The following is a 24,141-nucleotide window of genomic DNA, read 5'->3' as shown; positions in this document are numbered from 1 at the left end:
GATTACTCTTCCGTTAAGGCCAGATGCAGGCGATCCATTAAAGGCTTAAATAGATAATTGACGAACGAGCGCTCCCCAGTACGCACAAACCCTTGTACTGGCATACCGGGTTTAATCTCCAACCCTTCCAGCGCACGTTTGCCTGCGTCATCCACCATAACGCGCAGGCTGTAATAAGGAGAACCGTCTCGCTCATCCAGCAGGCGGTCGGCGGACAACAGCTCGACCGTTCCCGCTACACGCGGCGTCGTGCTTTGGTTAAACGCAACGAATTGCAGCTCGACGGGTAGCCCCGGCCAAACCTTATCCACCAGTTCAACAGGAAGACGCGCGTCCACCAACAACGGCTGATCGTCCGGCACGATCTCCAGAAGCGTCTGCCCCGGAGCAATCACACCGCCTTCCGTAAATACTTTCAACCCGACCACCGTACCGGAAACAGGCGCGCGCATCTGGATATTCGCCAAATTGAAATCGGCTTTTTCCTTCTTACTGCCCACATCGCTCAGCAGCGCCTGTACCTCAGCCAGCTCGCTGTTCACCTCTTTGTCGTATTCCTGCTGACGCTGGGCAATCAACAGCGTTTGTTGCTCAATATCACGGCGGCTACGATTGATATCCCCCGCCAATTGGGCGATATCGCCGTTAAGCTGCGCCAGCAAGCGTTCGTTCTCCAGCATCTTATTACGCGGTACATAGTTTTCCGCGGCCAGTGAACGCAGCCCTTGCAACTGTTGCTCCAGAGTTTCTCGTTGCTTCTGCTTGCTGGACATCACCTGACGTTGGGCGCTGAGTGACGCCTCCATACCGGCAATACTGGAGCGCATCCCTTCGGCTTCAAGCCTGAGCGACTGCTGACGGCTGCGCAATAAATCACGCTGCAATGCCGTAATCACGCTCATATCCGGCTTTTCCGCCAGAGGTTGTAGACGGGGCGTCATCACCATATCGCTCAGGCGCTGCTGCTCGGCCAGCAGTCGGCCCTCCCGAGCCACCAGTTGTAAATACTGACCATCCAGCCCTTCACTCGCCGAACGCGCATCGACCTCATTCAGCGTGAGCAGAATTTGACCGGCCTCAACCCTGTCTCCCTCTTTCACCTGGATTTTATCGACAATGCCGCCCTGATTGTGCTGCACAACCTTGCGATTACCAGAAATCACCACGCTGCCATTCACAGTCACGCCCTTATCCAATGGTGCAAACAGTGCCCACAGAAGAAAACCACCAAACCCGGCAAGCACCAGCAACCATCCCAGACGCACCGCGCGTTTTTCATCGCGCTGCGCCGTCTGGATCATCCTCTCTTCGCTTATTTCTGATGCGGACATGTCTTTCCCTGTTGTCATCATTCCATGTTACCGCTGGACAGCGGCAGAAGGTGTCATTTGTGCCTGATTGGCGGCACGACGTGGCTGTAGCTCGCTCAGAATATCGCGTGCAGGCCCAAAGCGTTGCTGTCTCCCCTGGTTAAGCACCAGAATCTTATGCGCCAACGTGGTTAATGCAGGACGATGCGTAATCAGTACCACTGTCGTCCCCCGATTCTGCAGATGCGAGATCGCCTGTGCCAGTGCCATTTCACCTTCGTTATCGAGGCTGGCGTTCGGCTCATCGAGCACCAGCAGGCAGGGGGTGCCATACACCGCACGCGCCAGAGCGATACGTTGCCGTTGCCCGCCCGACAGCCCGTTGCCGTCAGCGCCGAGCGGGGTGTCATATCCCTGCGGTTGGCTAAGAATCATGTCGTGAACGCCAGCCAGCTTCGCCGCCGCCACAATTTTTTCCGCATCGGGCTCGCCAAAGCGGGAAATATTCTCCGCCAGCGTGCCCTTAAAGAGCTGCACATCCTGCGGCAGATAGCCCATTGCTGGACCAAACGCTGTTTTATCTACCTGGCTGAGATCGGCGCCATCCAGTCGAATCTTGCCACGTGTCGGGATTTGCGTTGCCACCAGCAGACGTGCCAGTGTCGATTTCCCCGAACCGGATGCGCCCAAAATCGCCAGCGTTTCCCCCGCTTGAAGCGAGAAATGGATGTCTTGCAATCTGTTCGCCCCTTGCGGCGTCTGCAACAATATATTTTCGACGCTGAGCTGACCAACGGGTGCGGGCAACGCCATCGGTGCCGCTTTGGGCGGATAAGCTGCCATGATACGACTCAGCCGGTGCCAGGCCTGACGGGCGCTGCTTAACGGTTTCCAGATACCAATAAATTGATCAATAGGGCTCAGCACCCGCCCGACAAGAATTGACCCAGCAATCATCATTCCCGGCGTAATTTCGCCCTTAATCGCGAGCATGGCACCCATGCCAAGCATCAGAGATTGCAGAAAAACGCGTGCATGTTTTGATGCCGCGCCGACAACCGCAGCCCGTTCACTCGCCAGGTTTTGCAGCGTAATAAAGCGGTAGTGTTGCCCCAGCCAGCGCCGTCGTAAATTCGGCAGCATGCCCATCGATTCGATAACTTCCGCATTGCGCAGTTGCGTATCCGCAAGATGGGTCGCCTGTAGCGCTTCACGGTTAGCCTCTTCCAAAGGCGACGTGGTGAGATATTGATTCAGCCACGCCAACAGCACCAGCACCACCGTTCCCCCAACTGCCAACAGACCGAGAACCGGATGAATCAGGAACAACACTAATAAAAAGAAAGGAAACCAGGGAATATCGAAAAAGGCAAACAGTGAGTTGCCCGTAATAAACTGCCGCAAGAGCGTGAGGTCGTTCAGCGCCTGACCCGCTTTGGCCTCACCAGCTTCCAGATTGCGTTCAAACGCGGCGTTGAACACCTGTTGATTCAGTTGTAGATCGATCCGGGTCCCAAGTCTGACCACAACCAGGCTGCGCACCCATTCGAGTGCCGCCATGAATACCCCCAGCCCAGCAATCAGCAGGGTGAGCATCAGCAGCGTGGTGCCATTCCCCGACGCCAGTACGCGATCATAAACCTGAAGCATATAAATAGAAGGCGACAGCATCAGTAGATTAACGATGGCGCTGAAAATCCCAATGCTCCAAAAGCTGCGCCGGAAAGGACGCAGTATACTCAACAACGAACGTTCCTTATTTGCTAGCTGACTCACTGCGTTTGCCTCTCCTGTCAGGGCTGTTTATGCAACGTTCGTGTACTGCCATCAGGCAATGTCAGCGTATAGCCCTCTTTTTCCTTGCTAAACAATGCGACGGACTGACCCTGCTCTTTCGTCAGCGTGATACCGTCCGGCGTCGGCCGCCATCCGGCGGGCACATCCGGCAGCAGCGCTTTTAAACACTGTACATCACCCTCAAGGCGCCAGGTGTTATCCACTAACGACGCATTGTGCAGCACCACCTCGCACTGCTGTTCGCCGCCACGCAATTGCCATACGCCGCTTAGCTCACTTGCTGAAGGCAATTTCAGACTACTTGCCATACATCCTCCGCTTATTGCACTTAACAACGCCGCGATGATTAATTTTTTCATAGTGGCCTCTGGTTGCTAACAGAAAAGGACGGGGGGTTTCCCCCGTCCTTGCTACACTACATCACACGATAAAATCAGTTGCCGTAGAAGGCTGACCAACAATCTGTACAACAAAGTCTGGTGTGGTCTGACCCGCAAAATTCAGCCACAGATTTGTGATATTGCTATCCGCATCCCAGTTAAGCAGGGCTTCACTGCCACCTCCGGTGAAAGCATCAACAAACTGCAAATCACCTTTTGGATTCAGCGCCGACAGATCGATTTTGTCGATGCCACGCTGGAAATCCGTGATCGTGTCAAAGCCTGACGTAAAGGAAGAATCGCTTGCGCTGGTGTAGGCGAAAGTATCTCTGCCCGCCCCACCGGTCAGTGTGTCTGCCCCGCCGTCGCCGTAAATGACATCATTCCCTGCACCACCCTGCAAAATATTATTTGCATCGTTACCCATGATCGTATCGTTGCCGGAACCGCCGATGGCGTTTTCGATGGTCACGCCGTGAGCAACGGAAACGTTACCTTTCAGGCCGCCGACATCAGAAAAACGACCTTCGTTCAGATCGATAATTTGATTATCTCTGTAGCCAGAGAAATCAAACGTATCGTTACCGCCCGCATCCCAGACGGAGAAGATCAGTTTTTGGCTATTGCTGTTGGTTGTATAGAAATCACGCCCCGTGTTGGAATTAAAACCGTATACCGAGTCACCGGTACGGGTGGTCATATTCGCGCCGTAAAGCAGTTGAATCGCAGAAATATCATCGATCAGTGGGCCAGCAGCATAATGCCCCTGGAAATCGCCTCCGGTATTTTGCTCGCTCCAGTAGCTCATCAGGCTATATTGGCGCGTATCTTCCGCATAGGTCACATCGCGGTAGCTCGGATTACCTTCGCCTGCATTGTAATCACCTGGGTGATTCAGGCCCAGCGCATGGCCGATTTCATGTGTCAGCGTCTGGCGACCGTATTCCATGGTATCCGGGCTACGAATGTTATCAACGTTGTAGTTATACCAAGTGCTACCTGCCGCAGAGTAGTTACCCGGCATATAGCCATAGGCTTGAGTATCGTTATCAATCCGACCGCTTGAATCACGGGTATAGTTACCAAACGTGATGGTGGCTTTCTGGCTGTCGGGATTCACCTCGGTGAACGTCAGGTTAGCAACGTCGGCCCACGATTGCAGAGACAGTTTAGCCTGCTGAATCTGAGCATCGTTAAATTTCACAAACCCCTGATCGCCTGAAGGGATAGAACTCACGTTCTGTAAGAATGAGTAGGTCAAATCCGCAGATTTACCAAATACATTGGTGCCGTTCCACGTCAGACCGTCGCGAACAATTTGCCAGCCAGCCTCTTCGCTGGTGAAAGAAGGTTTACCCTTCAATACCACGTCACCGCCACGAACATGGTTGTAAAACAGCGGGGCAACATCGCTTAATCCCGTACCCGTCGCATCCAATGCGGAGGTTACGGTGTCTTCATCTTGTAAATCTCGTAAAGCCATCTTTTCTTCTCCATAAGTCTGATCGGGATGATCAGAATCCTAAATCCCTTCATGCAATGGCTATATTGCATGTACCGCGTGTGGTCGCGGACTAATCGTCTCCTGGATAGATAACGCTCACGAAAAAATATTTATATAAAAATTCATATAAATAAAAATTATCTCTATAAGGAAATAATTAAGAAAGAAAGCCAATTATTTTCGTTATTATCAAATGATAAATAATAAGACAGTGGTGACTATTTTTTATTGTTGGTACAGATATGAACAGTAAGAAGGATGGATGCCAAACGGCATTCGTTTTTGAAAAGGAAGGCGTTTTTATTAACTGCGTTAATTCTCATCGTGATACCTATCCATGGTTGATAAAAATTGCGCCGAGCAATGACACTCTTTGTCATACGTATTAACGGCATCCTTGCTGCCCGGCGACAAATCTAACAAATCAGAATAAAAAAATATAGCGTTAAATAGGGATTAATTACGCCTTTGTTCAGCGAACGGATAGACAGGCGTTTGTTATGGCATATCCCGCTGTTCGATCGGAAAGACGGGTAGCGCTGCCAACAGCTGTGCACCATAGCCTTTGGTCAACAGACGACGATCGTAAATAACGATTTCACCAAAGCAGTCATGGCTGCGAATAAGACGTCCAACCTGCTGGATGAGGTTAAACGAGGCGCTGGGCAAACTCTGTACGATAAACGGATGCCGTTTGAGGCTTTTTAGCCACTCACCTTCTGTCAGAATCACCGGGCTATCGATGGGCGGAAACGCGATTTTGTGGATATGCACCTGAGACAGGAGTTCCCCTTTGAGATCTAATCCCTCAGCAAAGGACTGTAAACCAATCAGCACGCTAGTCTGGCCTTCCTGTACCCGCTGACGATGCAGTTCAACCAGCCTGTAGCGTGGCTTATCTCCCTGAACCAGCAGCATCAGGCGTAAATCGGTAACCTGCGTCAGAAAAAGCTGCATGGCGCGCTGGCTGGTAAACAGCATCAGCATGCCTTTATGCTTCTCCTGCTTTAGCTCCGCTCGGAAAAACTTCGCCATTTCAGCAATATGCTGCGCTTCAGACTCCATCAGCGGTTCATGACGCATTTTGGGAATGACCAACCGCCCCTGCTCACGGTGGTTGAACGGCGAATCCAGCGCGATAAACGTGTCTCCCTCTTCCTCAACGAGACCAGACAGTTCCTGAATGCGCGCAAAGCTGTTCAGCGAACGTAGCGTCGCCGAGGTCACCACGACGTGCGATACCTTACTCCACAGCAGCCTTTCGAGCTGATCGCAGACGCGAATCCCCGCGCAGTGCAGGTGAAGATGCGGCTGGTTATCACGCATTTCCCGCGTGATCCATTTGGAAACTGGCGCATTTGAGGATGTTTCCATCGCCGCCAGCCGCCACAGTTTACTCATAGACTCAAGGTAGCCCTGCTGGCGGCTCATTTTCAGCAAAGCGTGATAGACCCGCGCGACGTCATGCTTCCCGGTTTTCTCACTGAGATCGTTAAGCATATACTCCGCCAGCGCCCGCAGCGTATCTGTCAGCTTGAATAACCGCACACAGAGTTCACGCATTTCATCCGGCATTTTGCCCATCGTAAAGCGGTACTCGGTTTCCTGCCCGTCATGCGAAAGAAACAGCCCGCACATTTGTGAAAAAGACAGCGCGCACTCGCGAATCTCCTCGCAGTGGCTGGTTAACCGTTCGCTGTTAGCGAGTCGAGGCGGCGATTTAGGGGCAAACTGCGCCATACATTGCCCGATAAGCTGCACCAGTTGTTCCAACTGCGCCATCATATAAGCGGGATGAATATCGCCGGACATCTCCAGCGTATCACGGGCAACGTCGGGAATATGGTGTCCTTCATCAAGCACCAGCAGGAGATTTTTAGGAGGAGGAAGCACCGACTCGCTTTCCATCGCCGCCATCACCAGTGCATGGTTGGTGACAACCACATCGGCCTGTTCGATCTCACGCCGTGCGATGAAGAACGGGCACTCACGATAGTAATGGCAGTTGTGCGCGAGACAGTTCGCTTTGTCGGTACTCAGCTTCTGCCACAGGCTATCGTCAATCGTATCCTGATAATGGTCGCGCAGTCCGTCCCAGGCGTAACCTTGCAACGCCTTTTCGAGCCGTACACAGGTACGCTTTTCCTCCTTGCTGGCGGACATCAGTTCATCATCCAGAAAGAGCGGTAAATCCCCCTGCGCATCGGGATCGGTTGCCAGCATCGCCAGATTGCGCGGGCAAATATAACGACGACGGCCAAATGCGGCGGTAAATTTCAGTTCGGGAATAAACTTCTGCAATAGTGGCAAATCTTTGCTGTAAATCTGATCCTGCAATGCCACATTCGCCGTGCTGACCACCAGCGTTTTATCCTCCGCACGCCCCACCGCAATACCCGGGATCAGATAAGAAAGCGTTTTCCCGACGCCGGTCGGCGCTTCAATAACCAGATGGCGCGGGTAATCGCCCGCCAGCGTTTTCGCCACTTCGGCAATCATCTGTCGCTGGGGAACGCGGGAAATAAAATCCGGGATTTGCGCTTGCAGGGCCTTATACCATTGACCAATCTGCAATTTTATTGCGGGGGACAGCGTCATGCATACTCTGTATCTGTGTAATCTGGCCGCCATTGTCCCACAGACGCCCGGCGACGTCAGCCGATATCACCGCCCATTCCAACCTCGACAATCTTCCGCCTAACGATTAGGGTAAGTTATTCTTTTTACCAGACACATATGTTTATCAAACACGACCTTTATCGCGAGCGGTAAACGCTATTTTCGTAAACAATAGCTTCGGTAAATTATGTCCTCAGTCCATGCCATTGACCAATCGTACTGGTTTTCACCACAATTACCGCATGTTGAAAGCCGCAGCACGCGCAACAGCAGTCATACCTATAAAACACACAGCCATACGCAATTTTCGATTGGGGCAATAGAACACGGCGAAACGCTGTGTCATTACCGCAACGACACTCACCACTTACAGATTGGCGATCTGATCTTTATCGATCCCCAACAGCCGCACAGTTGTAATCCACTATCGGGCAAAACGCGTAGTTATCACATGCTGTATCTGGATACCGACTGGTGCCTCAATCAAATCGCTGATCAGTGTGGTTATCAGGTGGATACCCTGCGTTGCAACTGCGTCGTCTTACGCGATCCCGAATGGTTTATACATTATCAGCACATCATTGCCCTGCTGTATCGTGGAGACATCACGGCGGCAGATAACCAGCTCAAAGCGATGCTGGCGCCCATCTGGCAACAATATTGCCTGCCCGCGCCATCCTGTTTGCCAGCATTACCGCATCAGGCGTCGCAAACCACGACACGCCATGTACGCGAACGTCTGCTGAATAATTTGCAAGAAGCGCCCTCACTGGAAACGCTGGCGGAGGAGCTAAGCCTGAGACGTGAAACCATCGTGCGACAGTTTCGTCACGATACCGGCATTACGCCGATGGCGTTCCTGAATAATGCCCGTATTGAGTATGCCAAATCGCTGCTGAAACAAGGCACCCCGCTGGTTGATGCCAGCTATCAAAGCGGCTTCTGCGATCAAAGCCATTTCCACAAAATATTTGTGCAATACACCGCCGCGACGCCGGGTCAGTACGCGCGATCAATATTTGACAATAAATAGCGGGATGCCTTGTCTAGACTGGCCTCGATTATTTATTGAGGTCAGATATACCATGTTCACCAATGCCACGTTTATCAATACTCTTTTTTCTGCTGAGGCTCTCTTTCCTACTCACTTTCCCGCTCTGGCGCTGGCGCATTTTGTGGCGCTACTGAGTCCGGGCCCAGACTTCTTTCTGCTGACAGCTTACGCCATTCGTCACCGGCTGCGTGGCAGCGCGGGAATTTGTCTGGGGATCGCGCTGGGTAACGGCATCTACATTCTGCTGGCGGCGATCGGCTGGGCAGGCATTCAACATTCGCCCACACTGTTTACGCTCATTGAGTTAGGGGGTGCGGTTTATCTGCTCTGGGTTGGCTATCAGTTACTAAAAAGCCGTTCTGTGCCATCGCTACAGGCAGAACAACAGTCCGACCGCTGCCCGACGCTGCGTAAACAAATTCAGTTGGGGCTCGGCTCGGCGCTCTTGAATCCCAAAAACATGCTGTTCTACATCAGTCTGATGACCAGTATTCTTGGGAAAAATGTGACACCCACGCAGCAATTCGTCAGCGGTAGCTGGATGTTTTCTGTCGTTCTGGTGTGGGATCTGCTGATCGCCGCGCTGATCGCTCATCCGTTGATTCAGCAACGTTTAACTCGCTGGCTTAACCCGATTGAACGCGGCGCTGGCGTCATTCTGCTGTGTTTCGGTCTGCTACTTTTATTTCGCTAATCAGAAGTAAGGGGCGTTTCGACCTTGTTTCACGGGGGGAAGGCTTTATAATTCGGAGCAATTAACAAAAGGATAACCTGATGACTCTTCAAAAAATCGGTATTATCGGTCTCTTCGCCCTGCTTGCCTTAGGTGGCATCTCCGGCATGATGCTGGTGGGTTACATTATTATCGTGCACTCAGGCTGAAGCATTCGACTCCCAGAGTTACCTCTATCCCTACGGCACGAAGGCCCAAACAGTGTCACACGGAAAGGCGGCAATTAACGCGGTGGTTTAGCTAACACGACCGTTCTGACTAACGTGATTGCTCAGACTGAAACGTCTGCCAGTACTCAGGAATACGCGCGAAGGTCAGTTGGAACCAGGCTGTAAACTGTTCGGGCGTCGCCGTCATCCGCTGTGCAATGTCGTCCATTGCTTGGTATTCATAGCTCGATACTTCATCAGGATTTATCTGCGGAAGGTCATCTGTCACGCCAAAATACACATGCCCCAGTTCATGCTCAATCAGCCCGTTATCCAGCGGCAGGCGATAGGTCAACGTGAACATCGGCGTTAGCGCACAGCGTAATCCCATTTCTTCATACAAACGGCGGTGTGCCGCCTGTAATGTCTCTTCACCGGGCGCAGGATGGCTACAACAGGTATTGCTCCATAAACCGCCGCTGTGGTATTTCTCTTTCGCCCGCTGCTGCAATAACAGTTGCTGGCGAGAGTTGAAAATATAGACGGTGATCGCACGATGTAATACGCCCTGTACATGCGCTTCCTGCTTTTCCATTACCCCCGTTGGCTTGTCACTTTCATCAACAAGAACCACCTCAGTCAACGGCATACCTTTCTCCTGCAATACCATACTCTCCCGCAATCACTCTGTATTACGATAATCACAATTCGTGTTAACTCGCCGCCGGCACCTGCTCCCGGCAGCGAGACAAACATCATTATAGCAGGGTAAAGCTCTCGCTCTTCACACGCTGTGAATCCAGACCAATCATCACGTCGAACTTGCCGGGTTCCACCACCTGCTGCATGCGGGCATTGTAGAACTTCAGCGCATCCTTATCGAGCGTGAAGGTGGCCGTGCGGGACTCTCCAGGCTGGAGCATCACTTTCTCAAAACCACGCAGCTCTTTCACCGGACGGCTGATGGAAGCCACCACATCGTGCACGTACAGTTGCACAACCGTTTCCCCTGCACGGCTGCCGGTATTTTTCACCGTCACGCTGGCGTTGATCGTCCCGTTACGCTTCATGGTCTGGCTGGACAAACGCACGTCCGACACGCTAAACGTGGTATAGCTCAGTCCGTAACCGAACGGATAGAGCGGCCCATTGGCTTCATCGTAGTAGTGAGACGTATACTTGCCTGGATTTTCCGGCGTGTAAGGACGGCCTGACGGCAGGTGATTGTAATAAATCGGGATTTGGCCGACGGAACGCGGGAAGGACATCGGCAGCTTGCCAGACGGGTTATAATCGCCAAACAGCACATCAGCGATCGCATTGCCGCCTTCCGTGCCGCTGAACCAGGTTTCCAGTAACGCATCGGCCTGCTGATCTTCACGCACCAGCGCCAGAGGACGTCCGTTCATCAGCACCAGAACCAACGGTTTACCCGTGGCTTTCAGCGCGGCGATCAGGTCACGCTGGCTTTGCGGCAGATCGATGTTCGAGCGGCTGGAGGCTTCATGCGCCATCCCGGCGGCCTCGCCGACGACAGCAACCACGACATCCGCCTTCTTCGCCGCATCAACGGCTTCGTCGATCATCACCTGCGGCGGACGTTTATCGACCTGCACCACATCTTCATATTGATTCAGGAAGTCGATAATGCCATTGTGATTACTGACGTTAGCCCCTTTGGCATAGAGAATGGTGGCCTTATCGCCGACAGCATTCTTCAGCCCCTGATAAACGGTAATCGTCTGTTTCGTTACGCCCGCAGCAGACCAGCTTCCCATCGTATCGCGCTGGCTGTCAGCCAGTGGCCCAACGACGGCAATCGTGCCTTGCTTTTTAAGCGGCAGCGTTTGCAGACGGTTTTTCAACAGCACCAGACTTTTACGCGCCACATCACGCGCATCAACACGGTGTAAACGGCTTTCTGCATTGGTATCCACCGGGTCGGAGCCTACGGGTCCCAAATGACGATAGGGATCTTCAAACAGCCCCATATCATATTTTACGTTCAGCACCTGACGGCAGGCATCATCGATCTCCTGCACACTCACCGCTCCGCTTTTCACCAGCTCAGGCAGGTAACGCACGAAATATTCGTCGCTCATGCTCATGCCAATACCGGATTTCACCGCCAGGCGCGATGCATCACGCGGATCGCTGGCCACGCCATGCTTAATCAGCTCTTTAATCGCACCGTGATCGGTAATCGTGATGCCTTTGAAATTCCACTGATCGCGCAGAACCTCTTTCAGCAGCCAACTGTTTGACGTCGCTGGTGTACCGTTGATGGAGTTCAGCGCCACCATCACGCCGCTGCTGCCCGCGTCGATTGCCGCTTTGTAAGGCGGCATATAGTCCTGAAACATGCGCTGAGGACTCATGTCCACCGTATTATAGTCGCGCCCACCTTCTACCGCACCATAGAGCGCGTAGTGTTTTACGCTGGTCATCAGCGAGTGGCGTCCGGTGACGTCATCGCCCTGAAAGGCTTTCACCACCACACCAGCAATCTTGCTGGTCAACCAGGTATCCTCGCCGAAACCTTCCGAGACGCGGCCCCAGCGCGGATCGCGAGTGATATCCACCATCGGCGCCCAGGTCATGTTCAGGCCATCTTCCGTCGCTTCATAAGCCGCCACGCGTGCGCTTTTCTCAATCGCAGCCATATCCCAACTGGAAGCCAGACCTAATGCAATAGGGAAAATGGTCCGCTGACCGTGTACGACATCGTAGGCAAAAAATAGCGGAATCTTCAGGCGGCTGAGCTGCATGACCTGATCCTGCATCGCACGAATGTCTGGACGAGTTACCGTATTAAAAATCGCGCCAACCTGGCCGTTTCTGATCATTTCCTGAATGGCTTCTTTGGGGTTATCCGTCCCGACGCTGATCAGTCGGAGCTGACCGATCTTCTCTTCCAACGTCATTTTCTTCAGCAGGTCCGTGACAAACGCATCGCGTTGCTGATATGAAGGTGATATTGATGCCGGCGCAGACGTCAACTCTTGCGCAAACGCCGGATTACAAGCAAGTCCAATTGCTATAGTCAGTGAAGTAAGCCATTTCATTCGTTATAAAGACCCAGTCAATCCAGGCATCAGAATAGAATAAGACTCTGAAGCACAAGACAGGTTGAAGATTCCGACGGTCACATCCCTTCTCTGACAAGGCGTAAAGACACCTTCTCCTGCCTTAAGCAAATAAGGCTTCCCGATAATGGTTGCCGCACCGACGCACTCAAATGCACAGCGCGTAATATAGTGCATTTATTGAGATTTCATTTAATAAAAACTGCAAGAATAATGCCAGACGATACGCAAAACGAACATTTTGCCTGAGCATCGATGGGGAAATGTGGACAGCATGAAGGCGCATGAAGCGAACAACAATCGCCACATGAGCCTGTAGGAAGATTAACGCCGCGGTGATTGCAAACGCAAAGCCCGATCGAGCGCCCCAACCAGCCAGTCAATATCGTGCTCCTGAAACGCCAGCGGCGGACGCAGCTTCAGCACATTCCCATGTGGCCCGGCAACCGATGTGAGCACGCGTTCGGCTCGAAGTAGTTCAACCACGTCCAGCGCCAGTGCTTTATCCGGCATTTTTGTTTCTCGATCGCTGACTAGCTCAAAGCCGATAAATAGCCCCGCGCCGCGCACATCACCGATACACGCATGGCGATCGGAAAGCCGCGCCAGCTCACGCTGCAATTTTTCCCCGACACGGCGGCTATGTTCTTGCAAACCTTCCTCACGAATAACGCGTAATACCGCCTGCGCGGCGGCGATCGATACCGGATTCCCACCAAAGGTATTAAAATAAGGAATTTCATCGCTGAATGCCGCCAACACATCGGCTTTTGCCAACAGCGCCGACACCGGTATGCCGTTGCCCATGGGTTTACCCAACGTGACGACATCCGGCACAATGCCATGCCGACCAAATCCCCAAAAATGCTCGCCCGTGCGGGCAAACCCAGGCTGTACCTCATCGGCAATGAAAATTCCCCCATTCGCGTGCACCACATCAATGGCCGGTTTCAGGTAGCCAGCCGGTCCCGGTAAGACACCATCCGAGGAAAAAATGGAATCAGCCAGAAAGCCGGCAAATTTGATACCGTTCGCGGCCATGTCATCAATTTGCCCTTGAATTTGCTGTGCAAACCACCCCCCCAGATCCGGCGCATTGACCCGATAGCGGTCAGGCGCGGGCACAAGACGGGTTGTCGCAGCCAGAGGCTGTCCGCTCCCGAGAGCCGGTGATGCACCGGAGGTGAGTTCACTGGTCCCGTGATAGGCCTCGCGGCTCACAATAATCCCTGTCCCACCGCTGTAGGCGCGCGCTACGCGAATCGCCAGATCGTTGGCCTCCGACCCGGTACACATATACATCGCCTTGTTAATAGCCGCAGGTACCGTGCTGAGGATATCCGTAGAGTAATCCAGAATACGCTCGTGCAAATAACGGGTATGCGTGTTGAGCAGGCGCATTTGTTCGTTAACGGCTTCAATGACCGCAGGGTGACAGTGTCCAATACTGGCGACATTGTTGTAGACATCCAAATACTTATGCCCGCTGGCATCCCACAGGTATTGCCCTTCACCACGAACCAGATGTACCGGATTGCGGTAGAACAACCGATAGGAATCCCCTAACACCTGAGTACGCTTATTCGTCAGCCTGCGTGTGTCCTCATCCAGCGCATCCGCATGTTCAGCGCGAAAGCTATTGGTATCCATGATGGTTGAGCGTGTCGCCATAATCACTCCTACATAAGGTGGTGGCACGACTGCGTCACACAGGGATAAAACGCATCGTGCAGGTTCAGATGACACTCACCCTACACCAAAAGCAACAAAATACACAAATACAAAAAAATGCACTTTTTTGATGCACAGAAATGCCAAAAAAGTGCAATAAATCTGTCACATAAAATCATGCACGACGCCACGCAGCCGCTATGGGATTGACACACGTGTAGGGAAAATATCTAACCTATTTATTTATATAAATATTTTAACAAGCATTTCGCTCAAATCAGGAAATGGCACGATTAATGCTAAAACCCCAGACCACTCGCAACAAACACAAAAATACACAGAATGCGTTACGCACCGTTCAACGCGAGAGGAGTACTGATGCCAACCTTTTCCACAACCGTAGGGGAACGTTTATGAACCGATTTTCATTGCGCCGCACCAGTCTGATCGCCACCCTCACCTGTGCCACATTGGCTAGCGCTGTCGCACAAGCAGGCACCATCACGGTCTATACCTCACTGGAAGAAGATGAGATCAAAGATTACGTCGCACAGGCCAAAAAAGACTTACCCGACCTGACAATCAACGTACTGCGCTTGTCCACTGGCGATCTCGGCCCACGGATTCTGGCGGAATCCAAGAATCCGCAACATGACGTCATTTGGGGATGGGCCGTTACCAGCGTGATGGATCCACGCTTGTCTGCATTATTGGAGCCCTACGATGCCAAAGGGAGCGATAGCCTTGCAGCCACCTACCGCGCCCCAGATCACAAATGGTTTGCGGCAACCGGCTATATGGCCGCCTTTTGCGTCAATACCGAAGCGTTAAAAGCGAAAAATCTCCCTGTTCCCGCATCCTGGCAGGATCTGACCAACCCGATCTATAAAGGGGAAATCGTGATGCCCAATCCGGTTTCCTCCGGCACCGGCTACTTGCAAATCGCCGCGCTGCTGCAATCTAAAGGGGCGCAAAATGGCTGGGCATTCCTGAAGTCTCTGGATGGCAACATCGCCCAATACACCAAGTCAGGTTCACGTCCGTGCAAAGCGGCGCGTACGGGGGAATATGCGATTGGCGTATCGCTGGCTTTCGCCGCCATGCAGTCAATTGAAGAAGGCTACCCCGTCAAGATGGTGATCCCAAACGATGGTGCCGGCTATGAATTAGAAGCCTCCGCCCTGATGGCGGCAGCCAAAAACAAGCCCGATGCGAAACGCTTTCTTGACTGGACGCTCTCCAGCCATGCCGCCACGCTCTACACCAAATATAAAGAGATCGTGACAATACCTGGTGTTGAACAGTCAAAAGCCGCGCAAGTGGCTGGCCTGCCCGCCGATCTCACACACGTACTCTATCCCGTGGACTTCACCAAAAGCGCCAACGATCGTGACGCCACACTGGCAACCTGGCAAAAAACCATCGGCCGCTAGTGGTCTGTATTCGCTGTAGAGGCTTCCGCACAGCGCATTCCAACTGCGCGGAAGCCGTCATTAAGAGGTCGCATTCATGGCATTGGTTATTCAAAATCTTTATAAAAGCTTTGAGGGTTATGTCGCTCTCGACCGTATCAATTTGTCGATTGAAAATGCCGAATTTGTCTGCCTTCTTGGGCCAAGTGGCTGTGGTAAAACGACATTGCTACGCATCATTGCCGGATTGCTAAGCTGTGATGGGGGGAAAATCACGCTGGACGACCGCGATCTGGTCAACGTGCCCGCGAAAGAACGAGGTTTTGGCATCGTATTTCAGTCTTATTCACTCTTTCCCCACATGACGATTGCACAAAATATTGGCTACGGTCTCAAAATTCGCCAGACCCCGACAGAGGAAATTGCCGCACGCGTCAGCGATCTACTGGACACCGTGCGCCTGAGCGGGTTCGGCGATCGCTACCCGAATCAGCTTTCGGGAGGGCAACAGCAGCGTGTTGCGATTGCCCGCGCACTGGCGGTCAACCCCTCCTTGCTCTTGCTGGATGAACCGCTTTCGGCACTGGATGCACGCGTGCGTGCCGGACTGCGTCAGGAACTGCGTGACGTGCAACAACATCTTGGCATTCCTACACTGATGGTCACGCACGATCAGGAAGAGGCAATGAGCATGGCGGATAAAATCATCTGCATGCACGGTGGACGTATTGTCCAGGAAGGCACACCACATGAACTCTATACCAGTCCACGCACACGCTTCGTTGCCGAATTCATGGGGCACAGCAATTTGCTGTCACGTGATGTCGTCACTGCGTGTATGCCCGAACTGCTTCCCTCAGCGCAAAATACTGTGCTACCAGAAGACGCAGAGCTGTTTATCCGCCCGGAACGCATCGCATTACATAAAGCAGAAGGCGCGGAAGGCCGGGTTATCAACACCAGTTTCCTCGGCAGCATTCAACGTGTTCAGGTGATATGGAAATCGCAGCCGCTCCTGGTCGAAACCAGCAGCGCCGTCAACTGGTCCTCAGGAGACCCCGTTCATCTCTCAATTCGCGCAGAAGACTGCACCTGGGTACAAGCATGAACCATTCACTTCTCCCTCCGCAAACGGCCAGTGACCGCTGGCTTTCACGCCTGTGTCTGTGGCTTCCTTTGCTGGCGCTGCTGATGTTTTTCGGCATACCGATGCTGAGTATCGCCTGGCACAGTCTGCTGGACGATCAAAACGGTACCGTTGGCTTATCCAACTATCTGGTGCTGATGGATTCACCCGGCATCTGGCGGGCAACGGCAAACAGTTTGTTATTAGGCATCGTCACCACATTGGTCACACTGTTACTGGGATTCATTGTTGCCTATGGTTTGGAGTGTACGGCGATGCCCGCAAAGCGTTTTATCGCTTTTGCGACCACGCTTCCTATACTCGCCCCTTCGCTGGTGTTGGGATTGGGGTTGATTTTTCTGCTGGGAAGAAATGGCATCATCGGCAATCTGCTAGGTGTACGATTGGATATTTACGGCTTTTGGGGATTGTTGATCGCCAACGTCCTGTACGCGCTGCCGCAGGCCATTCTGATCATTCGCACCACCCTGCGCCATAGCGATACCCGCCAGTATGAAGCCGCCAATGTGCTGGGTGCGTCCGACTGGCGACAGTTTCTGGATATTACCCTCCCCGGCCTGCGATACGGTCTGCTGAGCGCCACCTTTGTCGTCTTTACCATCACAATCACAGATTTTGGCAACGCGATTGTGATCGGCGGCAATTTCTCCGTACTCGCCACCGAGATTTACAGCCAGGTCAGCGGCCAGATGAAATTCGGCATGGGTGCGGTGGTGGGGATTTTACTCCTGCTGCCTGCGGCTGCCTCAATCTGGATAGAGCGCGACGCCGCAAGACGGCAAAAAGCGATTGGCACACATGCGACTATCCCGCATGTGCCACAGCCATTGCGCACTCGCGATATGTCGTTCTATCTGGCCACCATGACGATCGCCTTTGCCATTATCGCCGTCATTGGCACCGTCATTATCGCCAGCATGATACGCCTATGGCCGTACCGTCTGGATCTAACGCTTAAACATTATGATATCGATCTCGCAGGTGGCTACACTCCGCTGTGGACGTCGGTGTGGATTTCGGCGCTGGCGGCCATTGTTGGCACCGTGTTGCTATTCCTGCTCACTTTCGGCATTCATCGGCAACCGGGCAAAGTCGCCAACGCCGCCGCACTGCTCAGCGCGTTACCCGTTGCCGTTCCCGGTCTGGTATTAGGGTTGTCTTACGTGTTTACGTTCAATACGGCCGATCTTCCCTGGGGAATGCTGTATGGTTCGGCACTGCTGGTGGCACTATGCAATTATTATCACTACCACACGCAAGGCTACACCACGATGATGATGGGAATCCGTAACGTTCCACACGCGATGGAAGACGCCACCACGGTGTTAGGCGGCGGTGTGATGCGTATTTTACGTGATGTTTATCTGCCAGCTATGCGCGTCACACTGATTTCGGTCGCCATGTTTTTATTCATGCGTTCAATGGTTACACTATCGGCCGTGATTTTTTTGGTCACGCCGTCGTTGCCGTTAGGTGCCGTTACCGTGATGCGACTGGATGAAGCAGGCTTTACCTCACAGGCTGCCGCCTTTTCAACGTGTATTATGGGCATTGTCGCCATGACAGCCCTGCTTCTGCATCTTGTGACAGAGAAACGGCAAACGGTGTAGCCGGTGTCAGAACCTCAAAGAATGGAAAGCTATGTTAGAAGAAACACGGTTACATCGTATACAGGCGCTGCTCTCGACATTAAACCGGGTGAGCACCGAGAAAATCATTCAGCATCTTGGTGTGTCACGCGAAACCGTACGACGCGATATCGTGAAGCTGGAAGCCGCAGGCGCGTTACGCCGCGTTCACGGCGGGATTGTGGCACCGACACAAGAACCGGAACTGCCGCTGTCCGTTCGTAATACCGTGCGCGAAAAAGAAAAGCAGGCCATTGCCCGCACGGCCGTACAGCAGTTAAAAGCCGGGCAAACCCTGTTTATCGATGCGGGCAGCACGACGTCGCTGTTAGCCGATGAGTTGCTCTCCATGCCGGGCATGACGGTCATTACCAATAGCCTGACCGTGGCACAGAAACTCACCGCGACAGAATCGGTCGCACAGCATAGCGTGATATTGCTCGGTGGATACATGGGTGCCTCGGCACAGGCAACCAGCGGTGACATCACCATCAATGAACTACAGCGCTATCGCGCCGATGTCGCCCTCCTCTCTCCGGTGGGGGTGGAGGCCACTTCTGGCGCCAGCAGTTTTGCTCACCATGAAGCGGCTATTGCCAAAGCCATGGTGCAATATGCCCGAACGCGAATTATCCTCGCGGATCATAGCAAGATTGGCACCACCAGCCGCGTGGTCTATGCCACCATGCCGGAAATCGATATGATCGTGACCGACGTCGCCAGTGCGGACAACCCCGAGCTGGCGGTGCTACAGATGCATTGCCAACAGGTGATCATCGCCTGACCACGCACGATGAATCGTCTCGCCGACGGTTCATTGCCGCGTTTTTTTAGCCCCATAGCGGGCTCACTCACAACACGTAAGTAGAGTAGAAGGAGGATGATTTCCATCGCTTTTCGTGCTAATGCTAAGGCTTCTTCAGCACAAGGAGCATCAGACATGTATCAGTTGTATATCGCCAATAAGAACTATTCGTCTTGGTCACTGCGCCCCTGGGTGCTGTTGAAAACACTGTCGATTCCTTTCGAAGAGAAGCTGGTTGCTTTTGCCCCTGGCATGGCACAGCCGGCGTTTAGAGCCTTTTCGCCGACGGCAAAAGTCCCCTGCCTGATCGACGGCGAGACCACCGTCTGGGATTCATTGGCGATTACCGAATATCTGGCTGAACAGCATCCTGACGTCTGGCCTGCCGATGCCAAAACCCGTGCCTGGGCACGCTGTGCCGCGGCCGAAATGCATTCTGGTTTTACCGCCCTACGCAACATCTGTTCCATGAGCTGTGGCGTTCTCGTCAAAATGAACGAAATATCTCCCGCCCTCCGCAACGACATCAACCGCATCTGTGAACTCTGGCAGGAAGGGCTAACACGCTTTGGCGGGCCGTTTCTGGCAGGAAAACAGTTTTCTGCCGTGGATGCGTTCTTTGCACCGGTTGTCTTTCGCATCAAAACCTATCAGCTTCCCGTTTCACCAGAAGCCGCTGCCTATTGCAACCACCTATTAGCCGAGCCGGCCATGCAGCGTTGGCTACAGGACGCCTTAGCGGAAATCTGGCGTGAAGACGAGCATGAGGAAGACGTGAAAAAAGCGGGGGAAGTGATAGAAGATCTGCGCGCTCGCGCGTAACACCGTCGCACCCGGCGGCTCGTTCGGCCACCGTTGATAGCCTCTTCTAAAGCATCAGAAAGAAGGAAGGGTTATTCGGTTTCGATACTCGCCATGCTCTGCGGTTGGCGAGAAGCCAGCGATTTTTGTTTCTTATAGCTCAGCGCGGCGGCAGGCACCTCGCTGACCTTGCCGGTTTCCATCCACTTACGCAGGCGGTTAGCATCGGCAAAGTGCGTGTATTTACCGAATGCGTCCAGCACCACCAGCGCGACAGGCCGCTGATTAATGACCGTCCGCATCACCAGACAGTGTCCTGCCTGATTCGTGAAGCCCGTTTTGGTCAATTGGATGCTCCAGTCCGCTTTATAAACCAGATGATTCGTGTTTCTGAACGGCAGACTGTAAGTCGGATTAGAGAACGTCGCCGTTTTCTCCTGTGTCGTACTCAGTTGGCTCAGCAGCGGATATTGTTTGCTGGCGATCAGGAGTTTAGTGAGATCGCGGGCAGTCGAGACGTTATTGATGGACAACCCAGTCGGCTCGACATAGCGCGTGTGGGCCATACCTAGCGCACGAGCTTTGGCATTCATCGCATGGATAAACGCCTGATAGCCACCCGGATAATAGTGCGCCAGACTAGCTGCCGCCCGGTTTTCTGATGACATCAGTGCCAGCAGCAGCATGTCATGGCGGCTGATCTGACTATTCAGACGAACGCGCGAGTACACCCCTTTCATTTCTTTCGTCTGGCTGATATCGACAGAGATGATTTCATCCAGCGGTTGATTGGCATCCAGCACCACCAGCGCCGTCATCAATTTTGTCACCGAAGCAATCGGCACCACCACATCTGGATTACTGGAATACAGTATGTGATTATCGCGCAAATCCACCACCATCGCGCTACCGGAAGCAATTTCCTGATGCGCAGTGCCGGCGGAATACGTCGGCGCTTTCGCCACAGCCTGAGGCAACATCACAGCATGGGTTGACAGCATCAACAGGCCACAAAGAGAAAGCTTAAAATTTTTCGTCATTCTTCAATAACTTAAACAGTATTCTGTTAAATGAAAGGGATAGGCATCGGCATTATAATTTACCGCTCTTCCCCACGCACTCATGCAGCAGAAAAATCTTTGTGACAAATTTTGACAAACAGTTTAAGCAACCTTCTGTTTTTTATATCTTTATTCCGGATACGGTCTTATTTTGCGCATCTGGTTGATCAAACGCAGGCTGACGCCGCTAAATATCCCCGCAGTCATCCCACTTGCCGCACCGGACAACAGGCAGAACGTGAAGTCATGCGCCAATGCAGGAAACCGAGCCAACTGGACGGAAAAAGAGAAACGAAAACAAAACGTCAGCAGCATTAAACCCAGAGGCAACCACGAACCGGTGCGCTGAAAAACGCGTGATTCGGGCAGATAAGCGCCTGACGTCTTCCCCCACGCCCATCCGATGCCCAGCCCAACGATCAACGTCAGCAAAAATCCCCCTGCCGCTGCAAGCGGGAGCAGCGACGTATGAAAAATGGCACTAATCCCCCACACCATGAAAATGATTGGCACAACCAACATCCGTACCAGCGATTGCCGCCTCGGCTGGTTGGCTTTTATACCGGCATAAATCAGGTAACCCAAAACGGCCCACACCCAATAAGGCGTGTGACGCAGAATAATCAGCAGGTCTTCCACGGCAGTAGATTCCTTCCTCAACGGTGACAGTGACGATTACGGCGTGACTTTCGCCTGTTCCAGCGCCTGCTTCACCGCGTTAATCACACCCTGACTCGATAACGTTGCCCCCGTTACCGCATCCACCTGGTTAATGTCCTGCTTCTCAATAAGCTCCGGCACAATTTGATCCGTCGCGCTCAGCATCATTGCTTCGGTATCGCCGTGCTTCAGCACTTCAGCATTAGCGATCTTCCCGTCTTTAATGCTGACCGTGACCTCAACCTCTGCCGCCTTACCCTGCGCTTTTCCGATATAGTTGCCGTCTTTATATTGCGCCACATGGCTGCCATGAACGGACAGAGAAAAAGCCATCACTACCGTGGCCAACGCCGCCAAAATAGATTTTTTCATCATTTCCCCATGTGTAAATCCGAACACTAAAAACAACAATTCAACAACCAGAAAATAACAGTTAGTTAAAACCTAATAATTGATAATAGGATTTCGTTTCAATATTATCCAATGATAATTGAAGTCGTATCGCACACTCTATACACCTATCCCTGAGTGCTTTCAACTGGGTTTCATCATCGGTCATTACCGATATTTCTACGAAATAACCCAAGGACTCAATATAATCGAGCGTAATATGGAAGGCGTCTAAAAAGTAGATGCTGCGAATTTTATGAATTTCAAAAAGGGGCTGATACCCTAACGTTTGTAGCATGCTGTCGGTTTTTTCAAAATCTTCGACATTAACCGCTTCGCAGCGATCGACGCCCGGCCCTTTCACGATCCAGAGCTTAATCCCCGATGGCTCCATGCGGCGCACCCGCATTTTGATATTTTGCTGCCGCAGACGATTTTCTGCATCATCGTAATAAACATCGTGCTCTTTATTTTCAAAGACAAAGGCCTCAGGATGAAGGCTAAAAAGTGTATTCCTGAAAACGGCTATATCGTCAATGCGGAATTTAAGTTCAACTTCATATTTCCCTGTGAAATGTTCAACCATGTTCTTTCCCCTCACTGGACTCCCTGAAATAGCATTGAATATCCGCCATATAAAACAGCGTTTCATTACGCTGCCATACGGAAATTCAAGATAATAATGATTCAGTCATCCGCAAAATAGATCATACAGGTTACATAATATGGCTCAGTGGCCGTCCTCTTATCCTCCTTGATTCACACCTTACGTCCTGTCACAGGCTGTCACCGCGATAGCAATGCCGACCTTGATAATAAAACCGCATTATTACCTTACAACGTCAGATATCCTGAGCGCAATTTTCTGTCAGAGCATGCACATTGACGAATACCTTCGGATATTTCCCAACAAAAAATGCGGTCAGTGCCCTTACTGGACGCTGACCGCCGTTAATAGTAGCTGAGAAGGCAAAAACCGCTAGTTCTTCACGCAACAACCGCAGGTAATAGCAAAATCAGTGCAGAATCGAAGCCATGATGGTGCATAAACTCACGCAAAATCAGTAATCGAGCGGAGAAAGCGTTCTCAAGCGGAATGCCCTCCCAGGCAGCAGGACTCCCCAGCATCACGCGCTCCAGACGTTTAAATGTCCGCTCCAAATCATCTTGCGGCAGGCACCAGCCAGCCTCCTCTTCTTCTGCTCCCGAAATCTGTGCAATAGTGACCAAAGCAGGATCGAAAGCAAACAGAACTGAGTCCGCAGGGATGTCGTGGCGAATCCGCGTCACTTCATCCTCTACCGCCATGATCGCCAGTTCCATTTCGTCTGGCGTTGGGGGAAGATGCTTGAAAAACGTCGCCGCCGTTTTATCAAAACCGATGGTCAATTGCAGGGTTACCGACGGTTGTGATGCCGTCCCGCAGACAACCGTCGTCTGCTGTTCGCCAATGCACAGCACCGTTACCGGCACCTCCGGCGCGACGCGCTGTCTGGCAAGCGAGTACGCATGTTTCAGTTTCACATCATTTTCCATCACGGCATCCCCTTATTAAGTGCTGACTCTCATGCTGGCGGCAGCGTGCAATACCGGCAATATCAGCGGGCGTAGTTCGGCAGCCGCCGCCAATCAGGCACGCCCCTGCCGCTTGCCACTCAGGCAGACACGCCGTCAGCGAGCAGGCAGCATCGCGAGCGCTGCTCTAGGTTTTCGTTATCGCATCATACTGCTCACCGGAATTGGGATAAACCACCAACGGCAAATCCGTCAGCGAAGACGGGTGCGTCTTGTTCAATGATGGCCTTTCATTATAGCCGTCTAAACTTCCAGACAGATAAAGTGTTATACCGTCAACCAATTCGTAAAGTAAAGTGCAGGCCAGAGAGAGAACGAGGCAGTGCGTTAAATCTGAATAGCGTGATGAAAACACGCAG

General features: G+C 52.5%; 21 protein-coding genes and 1 pseudogene. 8 read left to right on the top strand and 14 right to left on the bottom strand.

Annotated elements, in window-relative coordinates; translation table 11 throughout:
* Positions 1–2 precede the first annotated feature (2 nt).
* The 5 genes from ACKQAD_RS06785 to dinG form a co-directional block, all read right to left on the bottom strand.
* Positions 3–1,331 carry an HlyD family type I secretion periplasmic adaptor subunit gene (locus ACKQAD_RS06785; RefSeq protein ID WP_409159446.1) on the bottom strand — a complete coding sequence of 443 codons (1,329 nt, stop codon included), beginning with the start codon at positions 1,329–1,331 and terminating at the stop codon, positions 3–5.
* 27 nt (positions 1,332–1,358) lie between these two features.
* Entirely contained in the window at positions 1,359–3,086 is a 1,728-nt protein-coding gene (locus ACKQAD_RS06780) for a type I secretion system permease/ATPase (protein ID WP_409159445.1), read from the bottom strand.
* A 17-nt stretch (positions 3,087–3,103) separates the two neighbouring features.
* On the bottom strand, positions 3,104–3,415 hold the full coding sequence (locus tag ACKQAD_RS06775; protein WP_409159444.1) for a protease inhibitor Inh/omp19 family protein: 312 nt from the start codon (positions 3,413–3,415) through the stop codon (positions 3,104–3,106).
* Positions 3,416–3,527: 112 nt separating this feature from the next.
* Positions 3,528–4,970, bottom strand: coding sequence for a serralysin family metalloprotease (locus tag ACKQAD_RS06770; RefSeq protein ID WP_409159443.1), 1,443 nt, complete (start codon positions 4,968–4,970; stop codon positions 3,528–3,530).
* Between the two features lie 519 nt (positions 4,971–5,489).
* Positions 5,490–7,589 (bottom strand): ATP-dependent DNA helicase DinG, encoded by a 2,100-nt coding sequence (gene dinG / locus ACKQAD_RS06765; RefSeq protein ID WP_409159442.1) that lies wholly within the window; start codon positions 7,587–7,589, stop codon positions 5,490–5,492.
* A gap of 208 nt (positions 7,590–7,797) precedes the next feature.
* Here dinG and ACKQAD_RS06760 point away from each other — a divergent pair, with 208 nt between their 5' ends.
* The 3 genes from ACKQAD_RS06760 (at position 7,798) to ACKQAD_RS20370 (ending at position 9,546) form a co-directional block, all read left to right on the top strand.
* Positions 7,798–8,643 carry a helix-turn-helix domain-containing protein gene (locus ACKQAD_RS06760; RefSeq protein WP_409159441.1) on the top strand — a complete coding sequence of 282 codons (846 nt, stop codon included), beginning with the start codon at positions 7,798–7,800 and terminating at the stop codon, positions 8,641–8,643.
* A gap of 52 nt (positions 8,644–8,695) precedes the next feature.
* On the top strand, positions 8,696–9,358 hold the full coding sequence (locus ACKQAD_RS06755; RefSeq protein ID WP_409159440.1) for a LysE family translocator: 663 nt from the start codon (positions 8,696–8,698) through the stop codon (positions 9,356–9,358).
* Positions 9,359–9,438: 80 nt separating this feature from the next.
* Positions 9,439–9,546: a YohO family small membrane protein gene (locus tag ACKQAD_RS20370; protein WP_039493465.1), complete on the top strand. Its 108-nt coding sequence runs from the start codon at positions 9,439–9,441 to the stop codon at positions 9,544–9,546.
* 109 nt (positions 9,547–9,655) lie between these two features.
* Here ACKQAD_RS20370 and idi read toward each other — a convergent pair whose 3' ends face one another.
* The 3 genes from idi to ACKQAD_RS06740 all read right to left on the bottom strand — a co-directional run bounded on the left by idi (position 9,656) and on the right by ACKQAD_RS06740 (position 14,303).
* Complete coding sequence (idi, locus tag ACKQAD_RS06750; protein ID WP_409159439.1) at positions 9,656–10,195, bottom strand: isopentenyl-diphosphate Delta-isomerase; 540 nt, start codon at positions 10,193–10,195, stop codon at positions 9,656–9,658.
* A 109-nt stretch (positions 10,196–10,304) separates the two neighbouring features.
* Positions 10,305–12,611, bottom strand: a complete 2,307-nt coding sequence (bglX, locus tag ACKQAD_RS06745; protein ID WP_409159438.1) for a beta-glucosidase BglX — start codon at positions 12,609–12,611, stop codon at positions 10,305–10,307.
* A gap of 345 nt (positions 12,612–12,956) precedes the next feature.
* A complete protein-coding gene (locus tag ACKQAD_RS06740; protein ID WP_409159437.1) occupies positions 12,957–14,303 on the bottom strand; it encodes an aspartate aminotransferase family protein in 1,347 nt (448 codons plus the stop codon).
* A gap of 413 nt (positions 14,304–14,716) precedes the next feature.
* On the opposite strand from ACKQAD_RS06740, the gene ACKQAD_RS06735 reads away from it, so the two are divergent.
* The 5 genes from ACKQAD_RS06735 (at position 14,717) to ACKQAD_RS06715 (ending at position 20,117) form a co-directional block, all read left to right on the top strand.
* The gene (locus ACKQAD_RS06735; protein WP_409159436.1) at positions 14,717–15,736 is read left to right on the top strand and encodes an ABC transporter substrate-binding protein; all 1,020 of its coding nucleotides are present in this window, start codon (positions 14,717–14,719) and stop codon (positions 15,734–15,736) included.
* A 76-nt stretch (positions 15,737–15,812) separates the two neighbouring features.
* Complete coding sequence (locus tag ACKQAD_RS06730; RefSeq protein ID WP_409159435.1) at positions 15,813–16,823, top strand: ABC transporter ATP-binding protein; 1,011 nt, start codon at positions 15,813–15,815, stop codon at positions 16,821–16,823.
* Positions 16,820–18,472, top strand: coding sequence for an ABC transporter permease subunit (locus tag ACKQAD_RS06725; RefSeq protein WP_409159434.1), 1,653 nt, complete (start codon positions 16,820–16,822; stop codon positions 18,470–18,472). Before ACKQAD_RS06730 ends, ACKQAD_RS06725 begins: the two co-directional genes overlap by 4 nt.
* A 31-nt stretch (positions 18,473–18,503) precedes the next feature.
* Positions 18,504–19,274: a DeoR/GlpR family DNA-binding transcription regulator gene (locus ACKQAD_RS06720; RefSeq protein WP_409159433.1), complete on the top strand. Its 771-nt coding sequence runs from the start codon at positions 18,504–18,506 to the stop codon at positions 19,272–19,274.
* Positions 19,275–19,430: 156 nt separating this feature from the next.
* On the top strand, positions 19,431–20,117 hold the full coding sequence (locus tag ACKQAD_RS06715; protein WP_409159432.1) for a glutathione S-transferase family protein: 687 nt from the start codon (positions 19,431–19,433) through the stop codon (positions 20,115–20,117).
* A 71-nt stretch (positions 20,118–20,188) separates the two neighbouring features.
* Here the strand turns inward: ACKQAD_RS06715 and pbpG are convergent, their stop codons facing one another.
* The 6 genes and pseudogenes from pbpG to ACKQAD_RS06685 all read right to left on the bottom strand — a co-directional run.
* Positions 20,189–21,136: a D-alanyl-D-alanine endopeptidase gene (gene pbpG, locus ACKQAD_RS06710; RefSeq protein WP_409159431.1), complete on the bottom strand. Its 948-nt coding sequence runs from the start codon at positions 21,134–21,136 to the stop codon at positions 20,189–20,191.
* Between the two features lie 150 nt (positions 21,137–21,286).
* Positions 21,287–21,796 carry a DUF6622 family protein gene (locus tag ACKQAD_RS06705; protein WP_409159430.1) on the bottom strand — a complete coding sequence of 170 codons (510 nt, stop codon included), beginning with the start codon at positions 21,794–21,796 and terminating at the stop codon, positions 21,287–21,289.
* A gap of 36 nt (positions 21,797–21,832) precedes the next feature.
* Positions 21,833–22,189, bottom strand: coding sequence for an FMN-binding protein (locus ACKQAD_RS06700; RefSeq protein ID WP_409159429.1), 357 nt, complete (start codon positions 22,187–22,189; stop codon positions 21,833–21,835).
* A gap of 61 nt (positions 22,190–22,250) precedes the next feature.
* On the bottom strand, positions 22,251–22,793 hold the full coding sequence (cyaB, locus tag ACKQAD_RS06695) for a class IV adenylate cyclase (RefSeq protein ID WP_409159428.1): 543 nt from the start codon (positions 22,791–22,793) through the stop codon (positions 22,251–22,253).
* A 401-nt stretch (positions 22,794–23,194) separates the two neighbouring features.
* The gene (locus ACKQAD_RS06690) at positions 23,195–23,743 is read right to left on the bottom strand and encodes a hypothetical protein (protein ID WP_409159462.1); all 549 of its coding nucleotides are present in this window, start codon (positions 23,741–23,743) and stop codon (positions 23,195–23,197) included.
* Positions 23,733–23,993: pseudogene (locus ACKQAD_RS06685) on the bottom strand (homocysteine S-methyltransferase family protein); the annotation flags it as partial. The pseudogene ACKQAD_RS06685 and the gene ACKQAD_RS06690, both read right to left, overlap by 11 nt.
* Positions 23,994–24,141: the final 148 nt, after the last annotated feature.

It is taken from the genome of Pectobacterium artocarpous, from assembly GCF_046159765.1.
Taxonomy (GTDB): domain Bacteria; phylum Pseudomonadota; class Gammaproteobacteria; order Enterobacterales; family Enterobacteriaceae; genus Pectobacterium.
This window is presented reverse-complemented; position numbering and strand designations above follow the sequence as displayed.

What these genes read in the sequence shown, in the direction of transcription:
- ACKQAD_RS06720 (WP_409159433.1), top strand. Translation starts at nt 18,504, where the DNA reads ATGTTAGAAGAAACACGGTTACATCGTATACAGGCGCTGCTCTCGACA.
- ACKQAD_RS06715 (WP_409159432.1), top strand. Translation starts at nt 19,431, where the DNA reads ATGTATCAGTTGTATATCGCCAATAAGAACTATTCGTCTTGGTCACTG.
- idi (WP_409159439.1), bottom strand. Translation starts at nt 10,195, where the DNA reads ATGCCGTTGACTGAGGTGGTTCTTGTTGATGAAAGTGACAAGCCAACG.
- ACKQAD_RS06775 (WP_409159444.1), bottom strand. Translation starts at nt 3,415, where the DNA reads ATGGCAAGTAGTCTGAAATTGCCTTCAGCAAGTGAGCTAAGCGGCGTA.
- ACKQAD_RS06755 (WP_409159440.1), top strand. Translation starts at nt 8,696, where the DNA reads ATGTTCACCAATGCCACGTTTATCAATACTCTTTTTTCTGCTGAGGCT.
- dinG (WP_409159442.1), bottom strand. Translation starts at nt 7,589, where the DNA reads ATGACGCTGTCCCCCGCAATAAAATTGCAGATTGGTCAATGGTATAAG.
- cyaB (WP_409159428.1), bottom strand. Translation starts at nt 22,793, where the DNA reads ATGGTTGAACATTTCACAGGGAAATATGAAGTTGAACTTAAATTCCGC.
- ACKQAD_RS20370 (WP_039493465.1), top strand. Translation starts at nt 9,439, where the DNA reads ATGACTCTTCAAAAAATCGGTATTATCGGTCTCTTCGCCCTGCTTGCC.
- bglX (WP_409159438.1), bottom strand. Translation starts at nt 12,611, where the DNA reads ATGAAATGGCTTACTTCACTGACTATAGCAATTGGACTTGCTTGTAAT.
- pbpG (WP_409159431.1), bottom strand. Translation starts at nt 21,136, where the DNA reads ATGACGAAAAATTTTAAGCTTTCTCTTTGTGGCCTGTTGATGCTGTCA.
- ACKQAD_RS06690 (WP_409159462.1), bottom strand. Translation starts at nt 23,743, where the DNA reads ATGGAAAATGATGTGAAACTGAAACATGCGTACTCGCTTGCCAGACAG.
- ACKQAD_RS06725 (WP_409159434.1), top strand. Translation starts at nt 16,820, where the DNA reads ATGAACCATTCACTTCTCCCTCCGCAAACGGCCAGTGACCGCTGGCTT.
- ACKQAD_RS06740 (WP_409159437.1), bottom strand. Translation starts at nt 14,303, where the DNA reads ATGGCGACACGCTCAACCATCATGGATACCAATAGCTTTCGCGCTGAA.
- ACKQAD_RS06700 (WP_409159429.1), bottom strand. Translation starts at nt 22,189, where the DNA reads ATGAAAAAATCTATTTTGGCGGCGTTGGCCACGGTAGTGATGGCTTTT.
- ACKQAD_RS06770 (WP_409159443.1), bottom strand. Translation starts at nt 4,970, where the DNA reads ATGGCTTTACGAGATTTACAAGATGAAGACACCGTAACCTCCGCATTG.
- ACKQAD_RS06730 (WP_409159435.1), top strand. Translation starts at nt 15,813, where the DNA reads ATGGCATTGGTTATTCAAAATCTTTATAAAAGCTTTGAGGGTTATGTC.
- ACKQAD_RS06785 (WP_409159446.1), bottom strand. Translation starts at nt 1,331, where the DNA reads ATGTCCGCATCAGAAATAAGCGAAGAGAGGATGATCCAGACGGCGCAG.
- ACKQAD_RS06760 (WP_409159441.1), top strand. Translation starts at nt 7,798, where the DNA reads ATGTCCTCAGTCCATGCCATTGACCAATCGTACTGGTTTTCACCACAA.
- ACKQAD_RS06735 (WP_409159436.1), top strand. Translation starts at nt 14,717, where the DNA reads ATGAACCGATTTTCATTGCGCCGCACCAGTCTGATCGCCACCCTCACC.